Annotated in this window: 15 protein-coding genes and 1 pseudogene; 4 read left to right on the top strand and 12 right to left on the bottom strand. The window is 65.0% G+C overall.

The window, feature by feature from the left end; genetic code table 11:
- Positions 1-390 precede the first annotated feature (390 nt).
- From Q0105_RS04790 to Q0105_RS04765, 6 genes and pseudogenes are all read right to left on the bottom strand, one after another.
- Positions 391-1,404, bottom strand: a complete 1,014-nt coding sequence (locus Q0105_RS04790; RefSeq protein WP_298209286.1) for a phage capsid protein — start codon at positions 1,402-1,404, stop codon at positions 391-393.
- Positions 1,405-1,512: 108 nt separating this feature from the next.
- Complete coding sequence (locus Q0105_RS04785) at positions 1,513-2,526, bottom strand: lambda-exonuclease family protein (protein ID WP_298209284.1); 1,014 nt, start codon at positions 2,524-2,526, stop codon at positions 1,513-1,515.
- Positions 2,527-2,690: 164 nt separating this feature from the next.
- A complete protein-coding gene (locus Q0105_RS04780) occupies positions 2,691-3,698 on the bottom strand; it encodes a DUF932 domain-containing protein (protein WP_298209282.1) in 1,008 nt (335 codons plus the stop codon).
- Positions 3,699-3,912: 214 nt separating this feature from the next.
- Positions 3,913-4,242, bottom strand: a complete 330-nt coding sequence (locus tag Q0105_RS04775) for a hypothetical protein (protein WP_298209280.1) — start codon at positions 4,240-4,242, stop codon at positions 3,913-3,915.
- A 607-nt stretch (positions 4,243-4,849) separates the two neighbouring features.
- Positions 4,850-5,530 (bottom strand): annotated as a pseudogene (locus Q0105_RS04770) (type IV secretory system conjugative DNA transfer family protein); the annotation flags it as partial.
- 28 nt (positions 5,531-5,558) lie between these two features.
- Positions 5,559-6,818 (bottom strand): site-specific integrase, encoded by a 1,260-nt coding sequence (locus Q0105_RS04765; protein ID WP_298209278.1) that lies wholly within the window; start codon positions 6,816-6,818, stop codon positions 5,559-5,561.
- 482 nt (positions 6,819-7,300) lie between these two features.
- Here Q0105_RS04765 and selD point away from each other — a divergent pair, with 482 nt between their 5' ends.
- Both selD and mnmH read left to right on the top strand, forming a co-directional pair.
- Positions 7,301-8,356: a selenide, water dikinase SelD gene (gene selD, locus Q0105_RS04760; protein WP_298209276.1), complete on the top strand. Its 1,056-nt coding sequence runs from the start codon at positions 7,301-7,303 to the stop codon at positions 8,354-8,356.
- Positions 8,356-9,459, top strand: coding sequence for a tRNA 2-selenouridine(34) synthase MnmH (gene mnmH, locus Q0105_RS04755; protein ID WP_298209274.1), 1,104 nt, complete (start codon positions 8,356-8,358; stop codon positions 9,457-9,459). The genes selD and mnmH overlap by 1 nt, the downstream gene beginning before the upstream one ends.
- Positions 9,460-9,463: 4 nt before the next feature.
- Here the strand turns inward: mnmH and Q0105_RS04750 are convergent, their stop codons facing one another.
- The 5 genes from Q0105_RS04750 to Q0105_RS04730 form a co-directional block, all read right to left on the bottom strand.
- Positions 9,464-11,812 (bottom strand): CHASE2 domain-containing protein, encoded by a 2,349-nt coding sequence (locus Q0105_RS04750; protein WP_298209272.1) that lies wholly within the window; start codon positions 11,810-11,812, stop codon positions 9,464-9,466.
- A gap of 49 nt (positions 11,813-11,861) precedes the next feature.
- A complete protein-coding gene (locus Q0105_RS04745) occupies positions 11,862-13,604 on the bottom strand; it encodes a FecR domain-containing protein (RefSeq protein ID WP_298209270.1) in 1,743 nt (580 codons plus the stop codon).
- 64 nt (positions 13,605-13,668) lie between these two features.
- Positions 13,669-14,367: a response regulator transcription factor gene (locus tag Q0105_RS04740; protein WP_298209267.1), complete on the bottom strand. Its 699-nt coding sequence runs from the start codon at positions 14,365-14,367 to the stop codon at positions 13,669-13,671.
- A 159-nt stretch (positions 14,368-14,526) separates the two neighbouring features.
- The gene (locus tag Q0105_RS04735) at positions 14,527-15,471 is read right to left on the bottom strand and encodes a formylglycine-generating enzyme family protein (protein WP_298209416.1); all 945 of its coding nucleotides are present in this window, start codon (positions 15,469-15,471) and stop codon (positions 14,527-14,529) included.
- A 116-nt stretch (positions 15,472-15,587) separates the two neighbouring features.
- Positions 15,588-15,851 (bottom strand): hypothetical protein, encoded by a 264-nt coding sequence (locus Q0105_RS04730; protein ID WP_298209265.1) that lies wholly within the window; start codon positions 15,849-15,851, stop codon positions 15,588-15,590.
- Positions 15,852-16,027: 176 nt separating this feature from the next.
- On the opposite strand from Q0105_RS04730, the gene Q0105_RS04725 reads away from it, so the two are divergent.
- Positions 16,028-18,010 carry an adenylate/guanylate cyclase domain-containing protein gene (locus tag Q0105_RS04725; RefSeq protein ID WP_298209263.1) on the top strand — a complete coding sequence of 661 codons (1,983 nt, stop codon included), beginning with the start codon at positions 16,028-16,030 and terminating at the stop codon, positions 18,008-18,010.
- A gap of 33 nt (positions 18,011-18,043) precedes the next feature.
- On the top strand, positions 18,044-21,457 hold the full coding sequence (locus Q0105_RS04720; protein ID WP_298209261.1) for a FecR domain-containing protein: 3,414 nt from the start codon (positions 18,044-18,046) through the stop codon (positions 21,455-21,457).
- 90 nt (positions 21,458-21,547) lie between these two features.
- Here the strand turns inward: Q0105_RS04720 and Q0105_RS04715 are convergent.
- Positions 21,548-22,345, bottom strand: a 798-nt coding sequence (locus Q0105_RS04715) for a DUF1508 domain-containing protein (protein WP_298209259.1), incomplete at its 5' end; no start/stop codon positions are given.

The following is a 22,345-nucleotide window of genomic DNA, read 5'->3' as shown; positions in this document are numbered from 1 at the left end:
CAGGGCAGGCGAGGGGATCCCTGAACGTGCCTGGCAATGGACTGCCAGAGCAGCACCACCAAGCCACCACGGTGAACCGCCTCGTGGGATAGCGCCAGCAAGTTGGAAGGTTCCTGCTCCCAGACCAACTGAGCATTGAACCCCGGCAGGAGCCGCTGCGCATGGCGCAGCAACCCCTGTGCACTGACCACCGTCGGAACACTGACACGCTTGCCAGTGAGCAACGCAACCGCTTGCTGCAATGCCACCGCACCCGTACGACGCGGCAGCACGCGATCCCACACAAGAAGTCCGGGAAGCACTCTGTGTCCTGGTTCATAACCCTCACCGCAGCGGTAACTGGGTACCGTGTCCATCACCAGTCCCACGACGTACCGGCGGACAAGCCCTTCATACGCTTGCATGAGAGGCTCCAGGAACCCCCGTTGCCGTCACGGTTGCACGGCTGACCATCGCCTCCTGCCGACGATGCAGCTTGCCACGCAGCGAAATCGGCTCAGGCGCTCGCTCCACCCCTTCGTCTCCATCCCCGCCCACATTGGCGTCTGGATAAAACTCCTCCACGATGCCAGCGCCTTCTTCCTCCGATTCCTCAAACTCTCCCAGCGCCAAGCCCTGGCGTGCCGCTTCATCGAGCGCCGCCTGATCCAGACCCAGTGCAACCTGTTGCTCGCGCTCTTGCCGCGCCAGTGCCACGACCTGGGCCAAGCTGTTACCCGCTCTCAGTGTCAGATCGACGTAGTAAATCGGCGTGCGATGCGACAGCGTGGTGGATTTACCGCGCAGGCGAAGCTCCAAGGGTAGGCCCGCCAGCAGTCCACCAGACACCGCAAACAGGTACCGCAGGCGAGCCGATATTGTCCGAATGCTGTTGAACCCTGTCGTCCGAAACACAAAGCTTCCCAGCTCGTCATCTCCCACAGCTGCTCCTGTAGCTCCAGCACTCCCTGTGGCTGATTCCGTCTGCCCATAGCTACCGGTATCCACACGCACATGCAGCCGCCCATACGGCTTGCAGTTCCCATCCTGGGCCAGTGCACATGAGACCGGCGAAGGGCAGGGTAGGGACTGCATCCCGGAAATCGTCACCCGCTTGCAGCTGTCCCCATCCCCCACACACAACGGCCTGCCGGTCGCCCGGTCAAACATCGTGTAGTTAGCCCCCAGGCTCAGATCCGGATCGTCAAACAGCAACCGCACCGGAATGCTGCGCAGCTTCGCACCGGGATCCTTGCGCAGTTGGCTATCCGCTGGATGCAACACCCACCCGTCCTTGTTCTGTACCTGGCTGGTGAGCGTGAACTCATCGTCCTTCTCGGGCAGGCGACGCCCGTTCTTCTCCACCACCCGACCAATCGCAATGCGCCCGATCACGGGCGGCGTCAAAGCCAAACCTTTGAGCATGTGAATCTCCTTGTTGAATGTGATGAATGCACCCCCCAAACAGAACCGGCTTCACCGTTGCCGATGAAGCCCGTCCGAGGGAATGCATGGAATAAAAATGATCCCGCCTCACGTTTGCACCAGAAACCGCCGACTCCCCGGCTTTGATACCGTGTAGGTCTGCGCGATCTCCGGCATCTCCTTGGCCAGCCGCGCTGTGTCCAGCGTGCTGCCATCCTTGCTGCGCTTGAAACTCACTTCCCCGCCATCGAACACCGCACGCGAGGCATCACCCATGCGCTGCTGAATGGATTGCTTGAGCTGCGCTTCCAGCGCCGACTGGGTGGCCAACACCTGGCGAACGGCAAGCAGGTCCGAGAAAACTGCGCCCATCGTCAGGTCCTCGCGAAGGTCCAGGGTGATTCCGGTATCCCGGGGGTATAGCGCCCGCAAGGCCCGGTCTGCTGAATCCGAGCCATCGGCCGGAGGCTGTTCATCCCGCTCGACATAGCCCCAGAACTCTCGCTCCAGGGAAATGAGCTGGGTGATCAACTCCTCATCGCGATCGATCCGGAACACCTGCAGTTCCTGGCCGCCCAGCAGCACCGCCACATCCGCAGCCTGTTTGCCGGTCACGGCCAACTGATGCTGCACCTGCAGTTGCACGTACTCCGGCACCCCATCGCGCCAGAGCCAGGCACCCTGAAGTCCTGCGGTCTTGCACTCGAGCAACTGGACATCTGGTGCCCCAAGCACCTCCCGGTCGATGTTGGCCAGCATCCAGGAATGTTCGGGATGCTGCAGCACCGCATTGATACGCCGTACACGGTTGCCCGTGCGGCGCGTGTAGTGCGCAGCCACGATGGGCTCCAGGAGAGATCCCCAGTACATCGGACTTTGATCGTCCGCACCCCCATCGCCCGGTGGGGCGGTGGGAGCACGACCGGTCTTCTCCATCCACAACTCCAGCTGCGACTGGTAGGGATTGAGCCCGACAGCCGCTGCCGCATCTGAACTGCCGATACCACCCTTGCGCACCTGCAACCACTGATCGCGATCCAGGTCTTGGGTCTTGACCAGCCTGAGGGCCGGGCGGGGTTTGGTGGAGGGAGTCCCCACCGGTGAAACAACAGGTTGAACCATGCTGACTCCTAATGTGAAAGAAACGAACACCAGCACTACGCCCAAAACAAAAGACCCCGGTCCACTGAAGGAGCCGGGGTCTATGCCGTGAAGAGCGATGCAGGTGGGTGAATGGATAAATCGCAGAATGAAAATCAGTCGAACCGCTAGAGCATCAGACCCAGTCACGACGCCAACTGCAACGCCTGCTCCAGCGCCCGCTGCTTGAGGGTGGCCCCCTGACCAAACCAGGCACTGTCCAGGCGGTACTCCTGACTGCGCGCCCGGCGCTCGTGGTCCACGAACTCAGTGACGGCGCACAGCAGACCCCAGGCCGTGCCCTTGGCGGCAGCCAGCTCTGCACCCCGGCCCTGGCCTTCGTACATGGCTTGCACCTTCTTGAGGGCACGCTCATTGGTGAGACCTGCAGACGCATCCGCATGCCCATCGCTCTGGCACAGCACCTTCAGGAAGTAGTTCATGGACTCATGGCTCTTGACCTTGCGCTCGGACAGGGTCTTCATCCTGTACATGAAGCCGTCCCATTGCGAGACGGCGATCCCCAACTGCTTCTTGACCGCCTGCGCATCAAAGCTGGTGCTGTGGGGCACCTTGATCGCACTCGACGTTCCAGATAGGGCAATCGAGAGGGTGTTGTTGCAGACCACCCGAACGGTAGTGGGTGTGGCCGTGGTGGCTAGCGTCCCATCGCAGGACGTGGCCAACAGCAGATAGCCATTGACCACATCGTTGCCCTTGAGCGCCGAGGACTTGCCAGTACGGGCGAGGGCCCAGAACTTGCGCCCGGCCTTCAGGACCCCGGCGGTCTCCAGCTCATACCCAGAGACTTCCGTCAGATCCCGGTAGAACTCCAGCACCTGCTTGGGCTGCACGACCTGGTAGCGGGCACTGACCACCGACAAAGGGGCCTTGGTATCGCTGCGGTACAGCACCTTCTGGTCGGGGAACTCCATGGGTTCGCCATAGAGGTTCGAGACAGAAGACGCAGCGCTAGATCCAGAACCAGTACCGGCCTGCGTGGCCATGTAGCGCACGGGGGTCTCGCGGATGGTCCAGTCCATGCCCGCTTCACGGGCCCAGACATCGATGGGTTGTTTGGCGGGCAGTTGTTGACCCAGGTTGTGCCAGGGGGTCTCACCGACATAGGCCATGGTTTGAACGAGATGTGCCATTGAAATACTCCTTGTAGAAATGGAAGAAAGAACGAGAAAGCGAAAGAACGAACGAAAGAAAGACCAGACGAAAACCGCTCACCCACGGATGCACCACTGCGCGTCTCCAAAGAGCGCACAGCAAGGACAAAGAACCAGGGCAGGGGGGACGAGAGGAAGAGAGAAAGGACGCGCGAGACCGAGAAGTCAGCAGGACGGAAACAGCCCATGCACATCAGTCACGTGGACGGCTAAAGGTATGTCCGCACTCCAGACAGCGGTAGTTGGCGAGGCAGTTCTGATCGACGGCTTCACCGATCTTGCTGCCCACTTCGCAGCCGATGGCGCCGCCCACCAGGCCACCGAGGGCGGCACCGGCGAGACCGCCCAGGACGGTCCCCGCAGGACCGGCGAATGCGCCGAAAGTAGCGCCCAGTCGGGCACCGCGCAGTGCACTCGCTGCGCCGCTGGCAGCGCCTGCGAGTGCGCCGACAGCACAGCCGGTATTGCGACCGAGGTCGCGGGATTCCAATCGTGGGGATTGGCATTGGGGACAGGTGAGCATGGAAATCTCCTTGAAAGAACATGCGGGTTGAAGAACCAGGGAACCAAGACAGAAAGACCAACCGGCAGCACCAAAGCAAAAGCCCCGGGTGCGTGAACACACGGGGCTGAAGAGGGCCGGTAGACCGGAGAGCAGACCAGCAGAAAGACAGCAAACTCCGACCATGACGGCATAAAGCCCGGCAGCTCGAGATGAGCTGGCCGGGCTTTATGGGCGTTGGACCGCAGCCAAAGGGCAGACGGTGGTCAGGTCACAGGGGTGATATGTGACTGAAGAAATTTAGGATCGAAGGAAAGGAGATCTCCTCAGGCCCAAATGCGGCCTTCCAAGGACTCTGCAAAAGGAGTCAAGCCACGAAGGGCTGCGATTGGGCGTTTGATGAAGGTACCTCTTTGGTGCAAACGCATTGCCGCACGGAACGCACTATGGAGATGGTCTGCAAGGACTGTTCCTTATCGCGGACGGCAAAGCAATGGCGGCCGTACTTGCCCTGGATCACGCGGATTTGTGCATCAGATGCTGGATGCTGAGGGGTTTGCTGGGCGCTCTGAATCAGGCGCCTGATCTCGTGCTGATCGGGATCAGAGATCGATTGGCCAGGCTGATGGCGGTGCAGGGCCGGGTCGAGCTGGTGGGGGAGGGGCAGGGGCGAGTCGTCGTCATCGAGCAGCGCCAGGTCATTGTTCAACGCGCCGAGTTCGGGCTGCGGCGTGGTCACCGCCGTCAGCTCCGGCTACAGGCGGGGACCGCCTTCATGGGCGGCCATGCCGGCCATGAGCGCGGGGCCCGGTGCGGTCGTCGTCATCGGTACCGCCAGTCCTCGCCAGTCGTCCGATCGCAGCGGTGGCGCATCGGGGTAGGGGCCTGCCGCCAACACGGGAGGCGGCAATACGCGGCGCTGGAAGTTCGCGTCGGCGTAGTAGCGCAGCTTGCGGGCCTTGACGGGTGGCACGCTGGAGACCATCACCACCGCCTCGTCGGGCGGCAGTTGCATCACCTCGCCGGGGGTGAGCAGCGGACGTGCCGTCTCTTGCCGCGAGACCATCAAGTGACCCAGCCAGGGTGCCAGTCGGTGGCCGGCGTAGTTCCGCTGGGCGCGCAGCTCGGTGGCCGTGCCCAGCGTCTCGGAAATGCGCTTGGCGGTGCGTTCGTCGTTGGTGGCGAACGTCACCCGCACGTGGCAGTTGTCCAGGATCGAGTGGTTCTGGCCGTAGGCCTTGTCGATCTGGTTCAGGCTCTGCGCGATCACGCGGGCGCTTCCAGAAGCACCTTGCGTGGACATGTTGATGAGGGAACCACGTCTCTGGGCAAATACTCTAGCTCTTGGATATGTTCAGCGTCGTAGATCGGATATCGCTGAAAGCTGATGTCAGCAAACGCCTTGTGTCGCCAGCGCAAAACTCTGCCCAGTCTTGCATCATCTTGCGTCGTTTGTCCAATGCATCGCCGCGGCGGTATGCAGCTTCTACTTTGTTGTTCAGGACGTGAGCCAACGCTTGCTCCGCGATATCCCGAGGGTGGTTGGTCAGTTCACCTGCCCAATCGCGGAACGTAGAGCGGAATCCGTGGGGCACTGCATCCACCTCCATGCGACGCAGTACAGAAGTCAATGCCATATCCGAGAGAGCTTTCCCGCTTTCGGTTGAAAAGACCAAATCAACATCCGCCCTCTTGGGGAGCTTTTTCAGAATTGCCAGCGCGAAGCTGGACAGGGGCACGCGATGCTCTTTGCCTGCCTTCATCCGTTCAGCGGGAATTGTCCAGACGGACGCCTCAAGGTCGAACTCATCCCATCGAGCACCTCTCACCTCACCACTTCGTGAAGCGCAAAGAATCGCAAACTCCAGCGCACGCGCAGCAAGACCTTCTCGGCGACGAAGCGCATTCATGAACTCAACCATCTTGGCGACTGGAAGTGCGCGATGGTGTTCAACCTTCTGGATCTTTCCGGGGGCGGGCAGCAACTTGTCGAGGTGGCCCTTCCAGCGTGCTGGGTTGTCGCCGGTCCGATATTTGCGAACCGTGGCCCAGTCGAGCACGCTCTCGATACGTCCACGCAGGCGTGTGGCAGTCTCGGTCTTGGTTTTCCAGATGGGCTCCAGAACCTTCAATACGTGGTCTTGTCCGACATCCTGGACGAGAAGATCTCCGAGGTGTGGGTATGCATAGGTTTCCAGGGTCGCACTCCACTGCGCTCGGTGCTTCGGGTTCTTCCAACCCTCGCCATGGGCCTCGATATAGGCAAGAGCTGCCTGTTTGAATGTCTTCTGCGTTGCCTGCTGCGCCTTGAGGCTGCTGGCGATTGCCAGACGCTGCACGATGGGATCGATACCTTGGTCAATCTGCTCTTTGGCTGCGCGGGCCTTCTCCTTGGCTTTGGCCAAAGGCACTTCCGGAAAACCGCCAAGACCCATGTGCCTGCGTTTGTTTCCCACCATGGTTCGTAGGACCCAGGACCTTGCGCCCGACTCCACCACGTACAGGTAGAGGCCCGCCACGCCGCCCACCGCATGGTGTCCCACCTTCGTCAGGCGTCCAACTTCCAACGCCGACAGTTCTTTCGCTTTGCGTGCCATCTTTCGAATCCCAAAGTCACATCCATAACGTCGGTAAGCTCGTCAAAGAGCTTTCTGATGTGAAATTGTGCCGCTTTTTTATCCGCCATGGTATCTACCATAAAAGATCCGATTGAATCAGATTTGGCTGGACTGCTTTGGACTTTGGAAACGATGTATTTCTGAAAAAACCTATATAAATCAGTGGTCTATGTCATTCGTCTGGACTGATTTGGACTTCATTGGAAGTTCGGCGGACGGACACCCTCTCCGCCAGTATCCAAAGGGTTTGCTGCTATGAAAATAGAAGCAAACCCTTTCTGGTTTTTGGCATTCAACTGCGTGCCGTCCTGCCTCCATGTTGCGGGTTTTCGCCCTGGTTGGCTGCCCAGGGGCGGTGTCTGCGCATTCGATATTCGGGTTGACTGGCATTCGGGCCGTTGGAGCGTCGCGCGAAAATGGTGGCCGCGCGGCTTGCGCCTGATGCTTTGAAAGAACCCAGCATGTCCCAAGAATCTCCCCTGAGCAGCTCTCCCATCCGCCTGACCCAATACAGCCATGGGGCGGGCTGCGGTTGCAAGATCAGCCCGCAGGTGCTGGGTGTGATCCTGGCCGGTAGCGGGGCGCAGCACCTGGACCCTCGGCTGTGGGTGGGCAACACATCGCGGGACGATGCCGCCGTGTATGCGTTGGATGACGAGCGCGGTGTGGTGTCCACGACCGACTTTTTCATGCCCATCGTGGATGACCCTTACGATTTCGGGCGCATTGCCGCCACCAATGCCATCAGCGATATCTATGCGATGGGTGCCGATCCGCTGATGGCGATTGCCATTCTGGGCTGGCCCGTGAATGTGCTGCCGCCAGAGGTGGCGCGTGAGGTGGTGCGTGGTGGGCGTGCGGCGTGCGATGTGGCGGGGATTCCGCTGGCCGGTGGGCATTCGATTGATGCGCCGGAACCGATTTTTGGCCTGGCGGTGACGGGGGTGGTGGAAAAGCGCCACCTTAAGCGTAACGACACGGCCACGATGGGCTGCCGCCTGTATCTGACCAAGCCGCTGGGCATTGGCATTCTGACTACAGCCGAGAAAAAATCAAAGTTACGCCCGCAGGATGTGGGTGTTGCGCGCGACCTGATGTGCACGCTGAACACGCCAGGGGCCCGGTTTGGCCGCCTTGGGGGTGTGAAGGCGATGACGGATGTCACCGGCTTTGGTTTGCTGGGACATCTGGTCGAAATGGCCGAGGGCAGCGGCCTGAGTGCATTGATCGACTACGCTGCCGTGCCCCGCCTGGCCGGGGTGGACCACTACATGAACCAGGGCTGTGTGCCCGGCGGAACGCTGCGCAACTTCGACAGCTACGGCGCCAAGATTGCACCGCTGACCGAAGAGCAAAAGCACCTGTTGTGCGACCCGCAAACCAGCGGCGGGCTGCTGGTGGCTGTGAGCCCTGAAGGCGAGCGTGAGTTTCTGGATGTGGCTGCCTCTCTGGGCCTTGCGCTGCAGCCCATTGGCGAGTTGACCGAGCGCCACGCCTTTGCCGTCAGGTTGCGCTGATGCGGGTCAACCTGTCGGACTACCGGCACATCTTTTTGAACGATGTGCCGATGATGGATGTGCGCGCGCCGGTCGAGTTTGTGCAGGGTGCGTTCCCCGGCGTAGTCAACCGCCCCTTGATGGACGATGGCGAGCGCCAGCAGGTCGGCACCTGTTACAAACAAAAAGGCCAGGAGGCCGCGATTGCGCTCGGGCACCAACTTGTGTCGGGTGCAACCAAGCAAGACCGCATCGGTGCCTGGGCTGAGTTTGCGCGGGCGCACCCGGAGGGTGTGCTGTATTGTTTTCGGGGAGGGCTGCGCTCCCAGATCGTTCAGCAGTGGCTGAAAAACGATGCGGGCATCGACTACCCCCGCGTGTTGGGTGGCTACAAGGCCATGCGCAGTTTCCTGATTGAGACCACGCAGATGGCTTCAGCGCAGTGCAGCTTTGTGGTGTTGAGCGGCCTCACCGGCACGGGCAAGACCGAGGTGATCATGCAACTGGCGAATGGCCTGGACCTGGAGGGGCATGCCAATCATCGGGGCTCCAGCTTTGGCCAGCGCGTCAGCGGGCAGCCCGCGCAAATCGATTTCGAGAATCGACTGGCAATTGATCTGCTCAAGAGGCGTGAGCAAGGGCTCGGGTCTTTCGTGCTTGAAGACGAGGGGCGGCATGTGGGCAGTTGCTCTGTGCCGCTGGAGCTTCGACTGCGGGCGGAGCGGGCGCCCATCGTGTGTCTTGAGGATAGCTTCGATGCCCGCGTCGAACGCATCGTGCAGGACTACGTGGTGCAGCAATGTGCGGATTTTGTGGCGGCCCATGGTGACGCGGCTGGCTTTGATTTGTTCGCGGCCCGGTTGCAGGAAAGCCTGGACAAGCTCGCCAAGCGGCTGGGCGGAGACCGGCACCAAGGGCTGCGTGCCACCATGCAGACGGCACTGGCGCGGCAACGAAGCCATACAGACCTTGCCCTGCACCGTGAGTGGATTGCGGCGCTTATGCGCCACTACTATGACCCGATGTACGCCTACCAGCGCAAAAGCCGGGCGGACCGGATCGTGTTCCAGGGTGACAGGCAGGCCGTGCTGGCCTATCTGCGGGCTTTACCGGCCCATCCTTGATGGGCTAGCTGGCGCCATCGTCGCCTTGCGGGGTGTTGTCATCGCTGCGTGGCAGCACCAGCCGGAACTCCGCGCCGCGTCCTGCGTCGCTGTCCACCTCCAGGGCGCCCCCGTGGCGTTGCACCACGGTGTGCACCAACGCAAGGCCCAGGCCCACCCCCTGGACTGAAGGGTGGCTGCGGCCGTGCAGTCTTTGATAAGGCGTGAACAACTGGCCTTGCAGTTCAGGGGCAATTCCAGGGCCCTGGTCACGCACCGACAGCACCCAGTGGGTGCCGCGCGGGGCAATGGAGCATTCCACCGCGCCGCCCTCCGGGCTGAATTTGATGGCGTTGTTGATCACGTTGGCCAGCGCGCGGCCCAGCAAGGCGCGGTCCCCCAGGCACGGGGCCGTATCGGGGGCGTCGGTGGTGCGCACCTGCACCCGGCGGTCGCGGGCCAGGACCCAGAGGTCATCGGTGGCTTCCGCCAGCATGGTGACCAGGTCCAGCGGCTCCATGCGGTATTCCTGGGCCTGGGCGCTGGCCAGTTGCACAAAGCTTTCCGCCATGCCCAGAGATGCCTGCGCATAGCGCTCGATACGCAGCATCAATTCCTCGTCAGACATGCGGCCTGGGTAGACCCTTTGCATCTCCAGCAGCGTGAGGATGGACGCGTTGGGCGCGCGGATGTCGTGTGAAATGAAGTTCAGCGCCTGGTCGCGCTGTTGCAGGGCGCGGCGCATGTCAGTGAGATCCACCAGCGTCAGCAGCCAGCCCGCATTGGCCAGGTCGGTGAAGGGCTTGCATTGCATCAGCAGGCTGCGGTTGTGTTTGTCGCGTCCTTCGCTTTGCATTGGCAGAGTGCGGTTGCGCAGATGTTCCTTGGTGATGAGTGGCTGGCCGGTGTCCGCCTGCACCAGATCGGCGAGCAATTCGACCACGGACAAGCCCTGTAGCGAAGGCTGTGCATCGCCGCCCAGGTGCTGGCGGGCTGCCAAGTTGGCCAGCAGGATCTGGCCCTGGGTGTCGCAGACAAGGCTGGGGGCTGGCAGCTGTTGCAGGCTCTCGCTCACAAAGTGGTGCAGGTCGCGCAGTTGGCGTGATGCCCGCTCGACGGCGTTGATGCGGCGTTCCAGAAAATCAGCGGAATCCCCGATCCGTTTGCGCAGCCGCATTGACAGGCCTTCGCGCTGCAGGTTTTCCATCTCCAGCCCCAGAAAATGTGCGGCCGCGTTCAGGCGTCGCCAGCTCCACAACGGGTAGGCCAGCATCAGCCCCAGAAAAGCGGCGGCTGGCGCAAACTGCAGGCCCGCCCACCAGGGCAGGCACACGCTCAGCAGCAGGGTTGTGATGCCCAGCCCGGCACTTGTCAGCAGCGCAGCCAGAGGGCCCGCGAGCAGCAAGGCCAGCAAGGCTGCAGCCACGGGCGCCAGGTTGAACGCGGTGTTGAGTGCGCGCGACGCGGGCACGATCTGTTCGCCCGACAGGTGCGCATCCAGCACGTGGGTCACCACCTCGACGCCTGGCATCAGGCGGGACTGCTGGCTGACGGGGGTGGCAAACATGTCGCCCAGGCCCGATGCAGCCGCGCCGACCAGCACGTATTTGCCTTGGAAAGCATCGGCAGGCACCGCACCGCGCAACACGTCGATGTACGAATACGTGGTGAACCGCGAGAGGCCGCCTGCGTAGGCGATCAGCGTGCGGTCCAAGAGCGCCCAGGGTGCGCCATCGGCGGCGCGAGCGAGGGGGCGAGGGCAGGGGCGTGTTCCGGGTTGCTGTGCCTGCGCAACGCATTGCATCGCTGTGCTGAAGTGGGGCCACGGGGCGGTGGCGGGGCCTTCGCGCAGGTACAGGCTGCGCACCACGCCGTCGTTATCGGGGGCCACATGCACGTGGCCAAGTTGAGCGGCTGCCTGGGCAAAGGCCGGCCAGGGCAGATCGGTTGCATTGCTGGTAGGGCCATAGCCGCGCCGCAGCACGGGCAATACCACCCGCCCACTGCGCTGAATGGCGTCAGTCAGTAGCAAGTCGTCCTCGGGGTAGTCGAGATCGGCTTCGTTGAACAGCACGTCCATGCCGATCGCACGCGGGTTGTGTGCCGATAGGCGGGAAATCAACTCGGCATGCAGAGCCCGGCGCCAGGGCCAGCGGCCGATGGCGGCAATACTGGGGTCATCGATCATGACGATCACGATGTCCGGATGCGGTGCGCGGGTGATCAGGCGCAACCCTGCATCCTGCACGATATGGTTCACCCGGCCCAGGCTCTCCGGAGGGCTGAGCCAGGCCACCAGCCCCAGCAAAGCGATGGACAGAGTGGCCCATTCCAGATGGCGTCGGCGACGACGGCTGTGCGCGATGCTCAGCATGGCGTGGTGTACGGCGCGCCTGGCAGGTCTTGCTGGCCGTCCTGTCCGCTCAAGGGCGGCCTACCGGCGCGCCACTGGAGGTGGACACCGGCAGGCCACTTCCGGTGCGGATGCCGGTGCCTACGCGGATCTGGCGCGGTGGGGAGAACTCGCTTTCCAGGCCGCTGGGGTCCAGCACCTGGATGCGCACCAGGTATTCGCCCGCGGGTAGGTTGCTCGCGGTCCAAGTGGGTGCGTCGAGCACATTGTCTTGGACCAATTTGGCGAAGTCCGGGTCTGCGGCGGCGGCCAATTGCAACCGAAACCGCTGGCCAATTCGGCCGGGCCAGTGCAGGCGCACAGTGGGATCCCCGTCTTCAGCCTGCATCGATTGCTGCGACAGGGTGACCGGGCGGGCCGCCACGGTGAAGGACTGCGGCGGTGCAAAGGGGCCTTGGTCGGCCTGCCCGTCGGGCAGCTGCTGCAGGCTGGCAATGCGCCAGAAATAGGTGCCCAAAGGCAATGTGCCAAGGGGCATTCGGCATGCGGTCAGGCGCTGTTCGTCCCGCAAGGGTGTGGTGAACTTTGCATCGGCGGCTACCTGCACGCGGTACCAGCGTACGCCAGAGACGTCAGTGCAACGCAGTTCAGCCGATCCACTGGCAACCACGGCATCGGGCGCGGGGGATTGGTAGAGCGGCGCCACGGGCCGGGTCTTGACGGTGAACGGTTGCACGGCGGGCTGGCCTGCGATTCCCGCGTCATCCACGGCCCGCACCGCGAGGTAGTAGTGGCCATCGTCCAGCGCCTTCCAGCGCAAATTCCCATTGGCGAAGTTGCCATGGCGCAGGACCTGGGTGAATGCGGTGTCCTGTGCTACCTGGGCCACGTACCGTGCTGCTCCGGGCGCCTCCGGGATGTCGATGGCGAGCAAGCTTGCGTCGCCCAGCAGGGCGGGCACGCCCGAGGTATCGGGCGGCGGGAGCAGTGCGCGCGTTGCGCCCACGGTGCCGTCAGCTGCCACGGCCAAGCCCTGGCCCGGCGCCAGCAGGGATGTGGAGGCCGTCAGCGCTGCCGCCGGGCGGCTGTCGGTGTCGCGCCGGGACTGCACGGCCACCGATCCATTAAGCACCGATGCCGTGGTTTGGCCCGAATCCATCATGGCTACGCTGAAGCGGGTGCCGCGCACGCTGGTCACCGCCAGCGGGGTGCGAATTTCAAGCCGGGGTGGAGACACCGCGTTGGGAGTGACGGTGGATTCCACGCCGCCTTTGTGCATTTCCATGACCGACTGGGCGCTACCTGCGCGGCCACGCCGGCGCAACTGCCGCAATTGCAGCTCGGATTGCGCCTGCACCCGGACCACGGTGCCATCGGCCAGCTTGACCGTTACGAATGCATCGGGGCCGACGAGGAGCGTGGTGCCTTCCTCCAACTGCTGGTTCTGTGTGATGGGAGTGGGCGTTTTGCTGGACCGCCCCTGTGCGGTGGCGGTGCCTTGCACGAATTGCACGGTGGCGGATTCGACGGGTTGTAGGCGCACCGGTATCCATATCACTGAGCCCAACGGCAGTTGCCGCGGGTTGGCCACCTTGTTGCGGGCCTGCAGCAGCGGCCATTGCCGGGGGGCGTCCAGGTAGTCTCTGGCCAGTTTTTCCAGAGTGTCGCCCTTCTTGACGACGTGAGCGATCTCGTCTGCTTGGGAAATGTCGGGGTCGGCTTGTGCGCCCCGGCTTGCGAGGCCCGTGGTGGCCGCCAGGACAAGCGCCGCAACGGCGCAGGGAACTTGGCGGATGGACGGGGTGGTGATCAAATCAGGTCTCCTTCATGCGGCCTGCAACCGGCGGGCGCCACGTGTATGGTGGCGCCTGCCGAGCTCAGCTCTTGCGCGGGGCTTCGACAGCTTCAAAGCGATAGCCTACGCCATACACCGCCGTGACGAAAAAGCCGTTGGCGGGGCGCAGGTCGAGCAGGGTGCGCAGGCGCGAAATGTGGGTGTCCAGCGAGCGCGACATGACGTCGGCCACCTGGCCCCAGACGATTTCCTTGAGGTGGTCGCGCGACAGCAGCCGACCCATGTTTTGGAACAGAAACAGAGCGAGGTCGTACTCGCGGTTCTTGAGCTCCACGGGCGTGCCATCCATTTCGATGGACCGGGTTTCCTGCAGGAACCGGTAGCGGCCAAACTCCAGCACGCCGCCAGAGTTGTCGGGATAGGCACGGCGCAGCAAGGCGGCCACGCGTGCATTGAGCTCGCCAATGCGCACGGGCTTGATCATGAAATCGTCGGCCCCGCTTTCCAGGCCCTCGACGATGTCGCGTTCTTCCTGGCGGTTGGTGACGAACAGAATAGGTAATTGGGCCGCCACGTTCTTGCGCACCCATCGCACCACCTCGGGCCCCGTGGTGTCTGGCAGGTGCCAGTCCACGATCAGCAAGTCAAAAGTTTCGCGGCGCAGCGTGCGCAGCAAATCGGCACCCGTCATGTGCGTGTGGCAGACATGGCCCATCGCCTCTGTGGCCTGCTTGATCAGATCCAGCTGAAGCGCATCGTCGTCCAGAGCGGCTATGCGCATGTTTCTCCCCGTCGAAAATGCAGTCGCAAATTATTTGCGACATCTCTCAACCAGAGTAGCAGCCTGGTGATATTTAGGATGGTGGGTTAATACTTGTTGACTTTCTGTGGTTTACAAGGAACGCCGGTGCTACCACGGCGTTGGCTGTCATCAAGGGGGCTAGTCTGGCAGGGGCGGTTGCGGTTGCGCGATCTCCCGCACAAGCCGCATCCCAACCAGCGGATAGCGTGTTTGTGGCGTGTTCCAGTTGCGGTAGCCACAACGGGCGTAGAACGGCCACGTGTGCCACGAGCCGCCCCGTCGTACCCGCACATTGCCGTCGTCCGGGCCCTGTGGGTCGTTGCGCGGCGAGGTGGCGTAGTAGTTGTCTCCGTGCCAGTCTGCCACCCATTCCCAGGCATTGCCCAGCATGTCGTGCAGGCCGAAGGCATTGGGGGCGTAGCTGCCCACTGGCGCGGTGAAGACATGGCCATCGTTCCCTTTGAGCGCATGCTGCTGCCAGCGAGGCCACAGAGGCGCGGTCTTCTGGTCAAAGGTATTGGCGGCCATCGCCAGGCCCTGCGGGTCGTTGCCATGGGGGTAGAGGGTGCGCGTGCCTGCACGGCAGGCATATTCCCACTCGGCCTCGGTGGGCAGCCGGTAGTGGTGGCCCTCGGTGCGGCTCAGCCAGCGGGCCAGGGCCTGGGCATCGTTCCAGGTGACGTTGACGACCGGGTGGTCCGCACCCTGCGCAAAGCCCGGATTGCGCCATGAGTACTGGAGTGCGCGGCCCTCAAAGGCATCGCCGCGCCGGGTGGTGGCGGGGTCGTATTGTGGGTTGTAGCCATAGCCGCCCGTGCCATCGGCTTCTGGCTCGGGCTGGTAGCCCGAAGCCTCGACGAACCGCCGGAACTGCCCGACCGTGACCTCGTGCTGGCCCAGGTAGAACGCTTGGCTGATATGCACCTCGTGCGCGGGCACCTCGTCGACCAGTTCTGTGAAGCGTTTGGTTTCCAGAAGGGGGTAGGTCTGTGCCAGTGTTTCCACGGAAGGGAGGCCACCCATCCAGAAGGTGCCAGCAGGCACTTGGACGAACACCATGCCCAGGCTATTGATCCATGTCATGGATGCGGGGGGCTCCACCGTCGGCGTGTGCTGGCAACCCGCCAGCAGCGCGGCGATGGCCAGCACGGCCCCGCAGCCGCCCACGGGGCGGGGTGATGCGGGGTGGTTGGCGGGTATCAAGGTTTGTCGGGCAGTTCGCTCACGCACTCAAAGACCAGGCGCGATCCGTCGTTGCGCAACAGTTTGGCGTGCAAGGCCATGCGCTGGCATTCGCGCGTGGCGGCGGCGTATGCCTGAGAGGTGTCCGGCCCGTACACCGGCACGCTGAAGGTGCGGTCCCGGCCCGAAGCCATGGGGCCGGAGGGGTGATAAGGGTTGTTGGTGGCGTTGCAGCCCGCCAGCAGGGCGAGCGCAGAGACCGAGGCAAACAGCAGCTTCATGGGTTCTCCAAAACAGGTTCAAGCATTCAGTTTAAGGCGGCGCTGGGCTTTGAAGGTAGGTGCTGTGTCCACATTGTTTTTTCAGCGTATCCCCGATGTGCAGGCGAATGAGGGCGCAATACAGTGTGCGGGATGGCATCGCTGCGTCGATGCGTGGGGCAGCTGAAAGGGGCGGAATGACGAGCTTGCGGGCACCGGCCATACAGGACGCCTGGCGCACCTTGGCGCTGCGGATGCTGCTTGCGCTGGGTTTGCTGGCCCTGCTGCACGCGCTGCCGGTCTGGACGCCACTGCAGCGGCTTGAATACGATCTGCTGGCCAGCCTGACCGCCCCAGCGCGGCCCGATGCAGGCGTGCTGGTGGTGGGGCTGGACGAGCCCAGCCTGGCTGCGCTGAACCTGAGCCCGCCCCTGCCGCGCCGCCTGCATGCGCAACTCGTGGATGCGGTATCTGCCGCAGGCGCAGCCGCCCTGGGCATCGACATGCTGTTTGCGGCACCCCAGTCGCCAGAAGATGACGCGGCCCTGGCTGCCGCGCTGCAGGGGCGCATGCCGGTGGTGCTGGCCTCGGCCGAGGTGGCGGTACAAAGCTCGCAGGTTGCGCAGTACCGGCAGGCCATCCCCACCGTATTCCCCCAGGCCCGCCAGGGCAGTGTGGCGGTGGAGATGGACGATGACGGTGTGCTGCGCCGCGCGCCCGTGCACGGCGAAGCCCTGTGGCGCGTGCTGGCAGAGGCTGCCGGGCGTCCATTCACCCCGCCGCCGCAGGGCGCGCTGCTGCGCTACTACGCCCCCGAAGTGGCGTTGCCCTATGTCCATTACACCCAGGCGCTGGAGCCCGCCAGCGCGCTGGCGCCGGGCGCCCTTCAGGGCCATGTGCTGCTGCTGGGGCAGAACACGCCGGTGGACGGCGTCGATCAGTTCAACACCCCCTTGCGCGCACTGGGCGCAGCCACCCAGTCGGGCGTGTTCGCGCATGCCACGGCGCTGATCAATGGGCTCACGGGCGACTGGATCGTGCCGGCCCACCCTGTGGGGCCGGTCTTGCTGGCGGTGCTTGTGGTCGGCATGGTTGCGGTGTTGACGCGCCGCTGGCGCGGCTGGCGGGCGCTGTGGCTCAGCGCCTTGCTGGCGATTCTGGCGGTGGCGGGTGGGGTGTGGGCCTTTGCCGAGGGCGTGTGGTGGAGCACACTGCCCACGCTGGCAGGCCTTGCGCTGCACTTCAACGTGGGGGCGGCCGACAGCTACTGGCGTGAGCACCGCCGCCGCGAGCAACTGCGCGCAAACTTCGCGCGCTATGTGCCGCCCGCCGTGGTCGATGCGCTGGTGGCCGAGAGTGCAGCCCCGGCCTTGCGGGGCGAGCGCAAGGTGCTCACGCTGCTGTTCTCCGACCTGGCCGGGTTCACGGCCGCCAGCGAGCGCCTGCCGCCCGAGGCCGTGGCCCAGGCGCTCAACGCTTATTTCTCGCGCATGACGCATGCCGTGCACCAACACGGCGGCACGCTCGACAAGTTCATTGGCGACGCCGTCATGGCATTCTGGAACGCACCCTTGCCCGAGCCCGCCCATGCAGCCCGCGCCCTGGCCTGCGCCCAGGCCATGCAGGCCGAAATGGAGACCCTGCGCGCCCAGTGGCAGGGCACACCGTTTGCGCAGGTGCAGTTGCGCATCGGCCTGCACACGGGTGAGGTGGCAGTGGGGCACTTGGGCTCGCACGAGCGCTTTACCTACACCGCCGTGGGCGATGCCGTGAACACCGCCGCGCGGTTGGAAGGGGCGAACAAGGCGTTTGGCAGCAGCATCCTGCTGTCGGGCGCCACGCGTGACGCTTTGCCTGCGGGCGACCCGCAGCGCGCGCAACTGCTGTGGCTGGATGCCGTGGTGCTGGCCGGGCGCAGCGCGGGGGTGGATGTGTACACCCTGTGCGACGACCCGGAGCTGGTGGCTATCAGTCTCGCGCTCCATGGCCATCTGCAGGCGGGCCAGTGGGCGCAGGCGCTGCAGTGCTGCGCCCACTGGCGCGCGCGGGCCGCCGCACATGTGCCGCAGTGGCTGGCCCATGCCGATGCCTTGCAGGCCCGCTTGCAGGCGCAAGCCGCTGCTGCCCCAGCGTCTGACTCCCCCATGGCGTTCAGTGCCCGTGCGCTGGACAAAACCTGATCGCATCCTTCCGCTATCCAGAAAGGTCATGCTATGCCCACCACGCCCTCGTTGCCCCCATTTCGCTGTGCCTGGGTGACACCGCTGGGCATGGCCCTTGTGGCCTGGGGTGCGCCGGGCGCCTGGGCCCAATGCGCGGGTGCGCCCCCGGCGCCAGGCGCTGCGGCAGCGCAGATCGTGGCCTTGGCGGGGCAGGGCCAGACGCGCGCGCCGGGCACCGAGCCCTGGCAGGCTGCTGCGCTGGCCCAGCAACTGGGGGCAGGCGCCGACATGCGCACGCTGGCACTGTCTTCAGCAGCCTTGCTGCTGGCCGACCGCACGCAGATCCGCATGTCGGCCAATGCGCAGTTGCGGCTGTGCGAGTCGCACGCCACCCGCACCTTGCTGGAGCTGGCCGCTGGGCGCCTGTGGGCCCGCACCAAGAAGACCCCGGCCACGCTGCAACTGCAGACCCCCGCCGCGCTGGCCGTGGTGCGCGGCACCGACTGGGATGTGGAGGTGGATGCACAGGGGCGCACCACACTCACCGTGCTGTCGGGGCTGGTGGAGCTGTCCAACGCCCAGGGCAGCGTGCAGTTGGGCCCTGCCGAGCAGGGCTTTGTGGAACAGGGGCGGGCACCTGTGAAACGGGTGCTGGTCAATCCGCGTGAGCGCGTGCAGTGGGTGGCGGCCTATCCAGAGGACGCAACGCGTTGGGCGGAGTTTCACCAGCCCGGTTTGGCCGGGCCGTTGGCCGCCGTGCGTGCCGAGCTGCAGTCTGGGCAATGGCCGCAGGCACGTGTGCGGCTGCTGGCGATGCCTGCGGCGGGCGAGCATGCTGCGGTGGCAGCCTTGGTGCTGGCTGATTTGGACGTGTTCGACGGTCAGCTCGATGCTGCGCAAAACCGCCTAGGCCAGGCCTGGCAAGGCACGCAAGACCCACGCATCGCCGCGCGCCGGGCCGAGTTGCTCATGGCGCTGGACCGCCAGACCCAGGCGCGTGCGTGGCTGGATACCACGCGGGCCGCCGCACCCCTGTCGGCCCTCCTGCTGCAGGCCGATGCCGACTGGCACCGGCTGGAGGGCAACGCCGACGCCGCCCTGGGGCTGTACCGCGAGGCCGTTGCCCGCGCCGAGGGCGACGCGCAGCGTGCCGCCGCCCTGTGGGGCCTGGGGCGCGCGCTGCAAGAGCGGGGCGACCTGCGCGCGGCCCGCGTGGCCCTGGCGCAGGCCGTGGCCCTGGCGCCCGACCACCCCGCCTACCGGGGCGAGCAGGCTACGGCCGCCATCGAGGCCCTGCAACTGGCCGATGCCCGTGTGGAGCTGGACGCCGCGCTGGCCCAGGCGGGCGACGACTACGTGAGCCTGGCCGGGGCTGGTCTGCTGGCCCTCAAGCAGGGCGACGCTGAAACGGCGCGCACCCAGTTGCTCAAGGCCCTGGTGATCGAGCCGCGCTACGCCCGCGCCCAGGTCTGGCTGGCGGTGGCCGAATACACGCTGGGCGAGCGCGCCGCCGCACTCGATTCGCTCGACCGTGCGCGCCTGGCCGACCCCCGCGACCCACTGCCTTGGCAAATCGAGGCCATGCTGCGCAACGACAGCGGCGAGCCCGTGCAGGCCATCGCCGCCGCGCGCGAGGCGCTTGCGCGGCTGCCCTACCTCAAGTCGCTCAACCCCCTGGCCTCGGACAGCCAGGGCTCGGCCAACCTGGGCAAAGCGCTGGGCGACTTCGGCATGGAGCACTGGGCGCGGGCCTATGCCAATGCCTCGTACTACCCGCTGTGGGCGGGCAGCCACTTCTTTCTGGCCGACCGGTATGAGAGCGATTTCAGCCGCCGCTCCGAACTCTTTCAGGGCTACCTCACCGACCCCACAGTGTTCGGTGCCAGCGACAAGCGCGCCCCGCTGATGCTGACTACCGGCAGCGAATGGACCGTGGGCGCCAGCGCCGAGCGCAACCCGCTGCGCCACAACGCCACGGTGGACGCGGGCCACCGGGGCCTGGCCGCCAGCGGCATGCCCGTGGCCTGGCTGGTGCGCGCCAACGACGTGCAGATGTGGCCGCGCGAGGGGCCGCCGTCCACGCGCTACCGGCTGTCGTCCCCCGGCATCGACCTGGCGGTGGGCGCCAAGCCCACCGAAAGCCTTTCGCTGTTTGCGTTGTATGGCGACACCACGCTGCGCTACCGTTTTCCCGACGGGCTCGGCTTTGGCAACGGCATCACCTTTACCGGCGGGGCCGAGACACGCACGCGCCGTGCCGACGTGGGCGGCGCCTGGCGCTGGTCGGCCGACAGCCAGACCTGGCTCAAGGTGCACGGCGCGCGCCAAACGATGGGCCTGGTGCTGGACGACGCGCGCTGGGGCCCGCAGGACTACGGCTACACCAGCGACGAAAAAGGCGTATTCCTGCGCCACACCACGCTGTGGGGCGCCCACCGCCTGAGCGCAGGCTGGGAGCGCGTGGACCGCGACAGCGGCAGCGCCATCACTGATTCACAGATCACCACGCCACGCAAGAACACCGAGCGCTACAGCATGCCCTGGGTGGCAGGCGAATGGCGCACGGGTGCCTGGAGCTGGATGGCCGAGGCCTACTGGCCGCGCCTGGCCGTGCAGCAGAGCGACCGCTATGCCGACACGGCCACGGGCCAGGACCTGCTGGCACCCATTGAGGACGGCGCCACGCACCGCCGCCGCCTGCTGCCGCGCGTGGGCGCCAGCCTGCGCATAGCGCCCGGCCGTGCGTTGCACTGGGCCTACCAGGAGAGCCTGCGCGCGCCTGGTACGCACACGCTCGCGCCGGTGGCCACGGGCGCCATCGCGGTGGACAACCAGTACCTGCTGACCGGCAGTTATGCCCGCAAGCATGCCGTGCAGCTCGATTGGGAGATGACACCCTCCACCTTCTTCGGCGCCAGCCTGTCGGGCCAGCGCATCAACAACCTGGCAGCGCGCAATGGGCGCCTGTTCGCGCAGGAAACCTCCGCGCTTTTCGACAACGTGGCCTCCATCGCGCCCGTGGTGCTCAACGCGCAGACCTCGCTCAATACCTATGAGGAGACGCCGGTTTTTGGCCAGGGACATCTGGCGCAGGCCAGCGTGTCGGTCAACCATTTGCTCTCGCCGCGCTGGAGTGTGCTGGGCAGCTACATCCACACCGATTCGCGCAACACGGGCGCGGGTTTGGCGGGCCTGCAACTGCCCGGTTTTGCGCGCCATGTGGTGCTGGGCCAGACCACCTGGCGGCACGAGGGCCGCAGCTTTTCGTTGCTGCGCATGACCTGGCGCGGCGCGCGCTACCGCGACGAGGCCAACACCGTGCTGCGCGCGCCGGGCTGGAGCCTGGCGCTGGGCCATGGTTGGGAGTCGCTGGACCGGCGCTGGAGCTTTACCGGCACGGTGCAGACGGGCCTGCGCCATGGCGAACGGCCCACGCTGTGGGCGCTGGTGCGCTACCGGGATTGAGGCAATTTTTGGCCGCTAGCGCTTATTAGATAGGCGCAAAAAGCTATAAAAATAGGAGCAAACCCTGAATGATGAACCAGGGATCAGCGATCAGGCCGCCGCTGCTTCGGCCAGGGCCTGCAGCGCGGCGGCTACTTCGGCGGCCTCCACGCCGTCTACCGGGGCCAGGCGCGGCGCCAGGGTTTGCAGCGCGGCGCCGGTGCCGTCCTTTTGCAATTGCGCAATCGCCTGCCCGGCTTCCTTGGGTGCGTCGAAGCCCGTGCTTTGCAGCAGCAGGCGGCCATCGGCTGCCACGAGCTTGAAGTAGAACTTGCCGTCCGCCTCGCGGTACTGCTTGAACGCGGGCAGGGCGGCCTTGGCGGCCTTCACGGGCTTGGCTGCCGTGGTGGCCTGCGCCAGGCTGCGCAGGCCCACCGCAGCGCGCAGCTCGCGAATGAACGGCGTGGCCAATGCACGGGCGCGCTCGGCGCCGGCCAGCAGGGTCTGCTCGATGCGGGCGGGGTTGTTGATCAGCTCTTCGTACTGCGCGCGCATGGGGGCGATCACCTGGTCTACCCGCTCCAGCAGCAACTGCTTGGCGTCGCCCCAGGCAATGCCGTCCGCGTAGGCGCGGCGCAGGGCATCGGCTTCGTCGTCGGTGGCAAAGGCGCGGTAGATCTGGAACAAGGCGGAGCCCTCGACCTCCTTGGGCTCGCCGGGTGCGCGCGAGTCGGTGAGGATGGAGCCGATGAGCTTTTTGAGCTGCTCGCGCGAGCTGAACAGCGGGATGGTGTTGTCGTAGCTTTTGCTCATCTTGCGCCCGTCCAGGCCGGGCAGTGTGGCCACGTGCTCGTCGATGGCCGCCTCGGGCAGCACGAAGTGCTCGCCATACAGGTGGTTGAAGCTGGC

It is taken from the genome of Acidovorax sp., assembly GCF_027492855.1.
GTDB lineage: Bacteria > Pseudomonadota > Gammaproteobacteria > Burkholderiales > Burkholderiaceae_C > Acidovorax.
This window is presented reverse-complemented; position numbering and strand designations above follow the sequence as displayed.

What these genes read in the sequence shown, in the direction of transcription:
- Q0105_RS04720 (WP_298209261.1), top strand. Translation starts at nt 18,044, where the DNA reads ATGCCCACCACGCCCTCGTTGCCCCCATTTCGCTGTGCCTGGGTGACA.
- Q0105_RS04765 (WP_298209278.1), bottom strand. Translation starts at nt 6,818, where the DNA reads ATGGCACGCAAAGCGAAAGAACTGTCGGCGTTGGAAGTTGGACGCCTG.
- Q0105_RS04785 (WP_298209284.1), bottom strand. Translation starts at nt 2,526, where the DNA reads ATGGTTCAACCTGTTGTTTCACCGGTGGGGACTCCCTCCACCAAACCC.
- Q0105_RS04730 (WP_298209265.1), bottom strand. Translation starts at nt 15,851, where the DNA reads ATGAAGCTGCTGTTTGCCTCGGTCTCTGCGCTCGCCCTGCTGGCGGGC.
- Q0105_RS04740 (WP_298209267.1), bottom strand. Translation starts at nt 14,367, where the DNA reads ATGCGCATAGCCGCTCTGGACGACGATGCGCTTCAGCTGGATCTGATC.
- Q0105_RS04775 (WP_298209280.1), bottom strand. Translation starts at nt 4,242, where the DNA reads ATGCTCACCTGTCCCCAATGCCAATCCCCACGATTGGAATCCCGCGAC.
- mnmH (WP_298209274.1), top strand. Translation starts at nt 8,356, where the DNA reads ATGCGGGTCAACCTGTCGGACTACCGGCACATCTTTTTGAACGATGTG.
- Q0105_RS04790 (WP_298209286.1), bottom strand. Translation starts at nt 1,404, where the DNA reads ATGCTCAAAGGTTTGGCTTTGACGCCGCCCGTGATCGGGCGCATTGCG.
- Q0105_RS04780 (WP_298209282.1), bottom strand. Translation starts at nt 3,698, where the DNA reads ATGGCACATCTCGTTCAAACCATGGCCTATGTCGGTGAGACCCCCTGG.
- Q0105_RS04725 (WP_298209263.1), top strand. Translation starts at nt 16,028, where the DNA reads ATGACGAGCTTGCGGGCACCGGCCATACAGGACGCCTGGCGCACCTTG.
- selD (WP_298209276.1), top strand. Translation starts at nt 7,301, where the DNA reads ATGTCCCAAGAATCTCCCCTGAGCAGCTCTCCCATCCGCCTGACCCAA.
- Q0105_RS04735 (WP_298209416.1), bottom strand. Translation starts at nt 15,471, where the DNA reads ATGACATGGATCAATAGCCTGGGCATGGTGTTCGTCCAAGTGCCTGCT.
- Q0105_RS04750 (WP_298209272.1), bottom strand. Translation starts at nt 11,812, where the DNA reads ATGCTGAGCATCGCGCACAGCCGTCGTCGCCGACGCCATCTGGAATGG.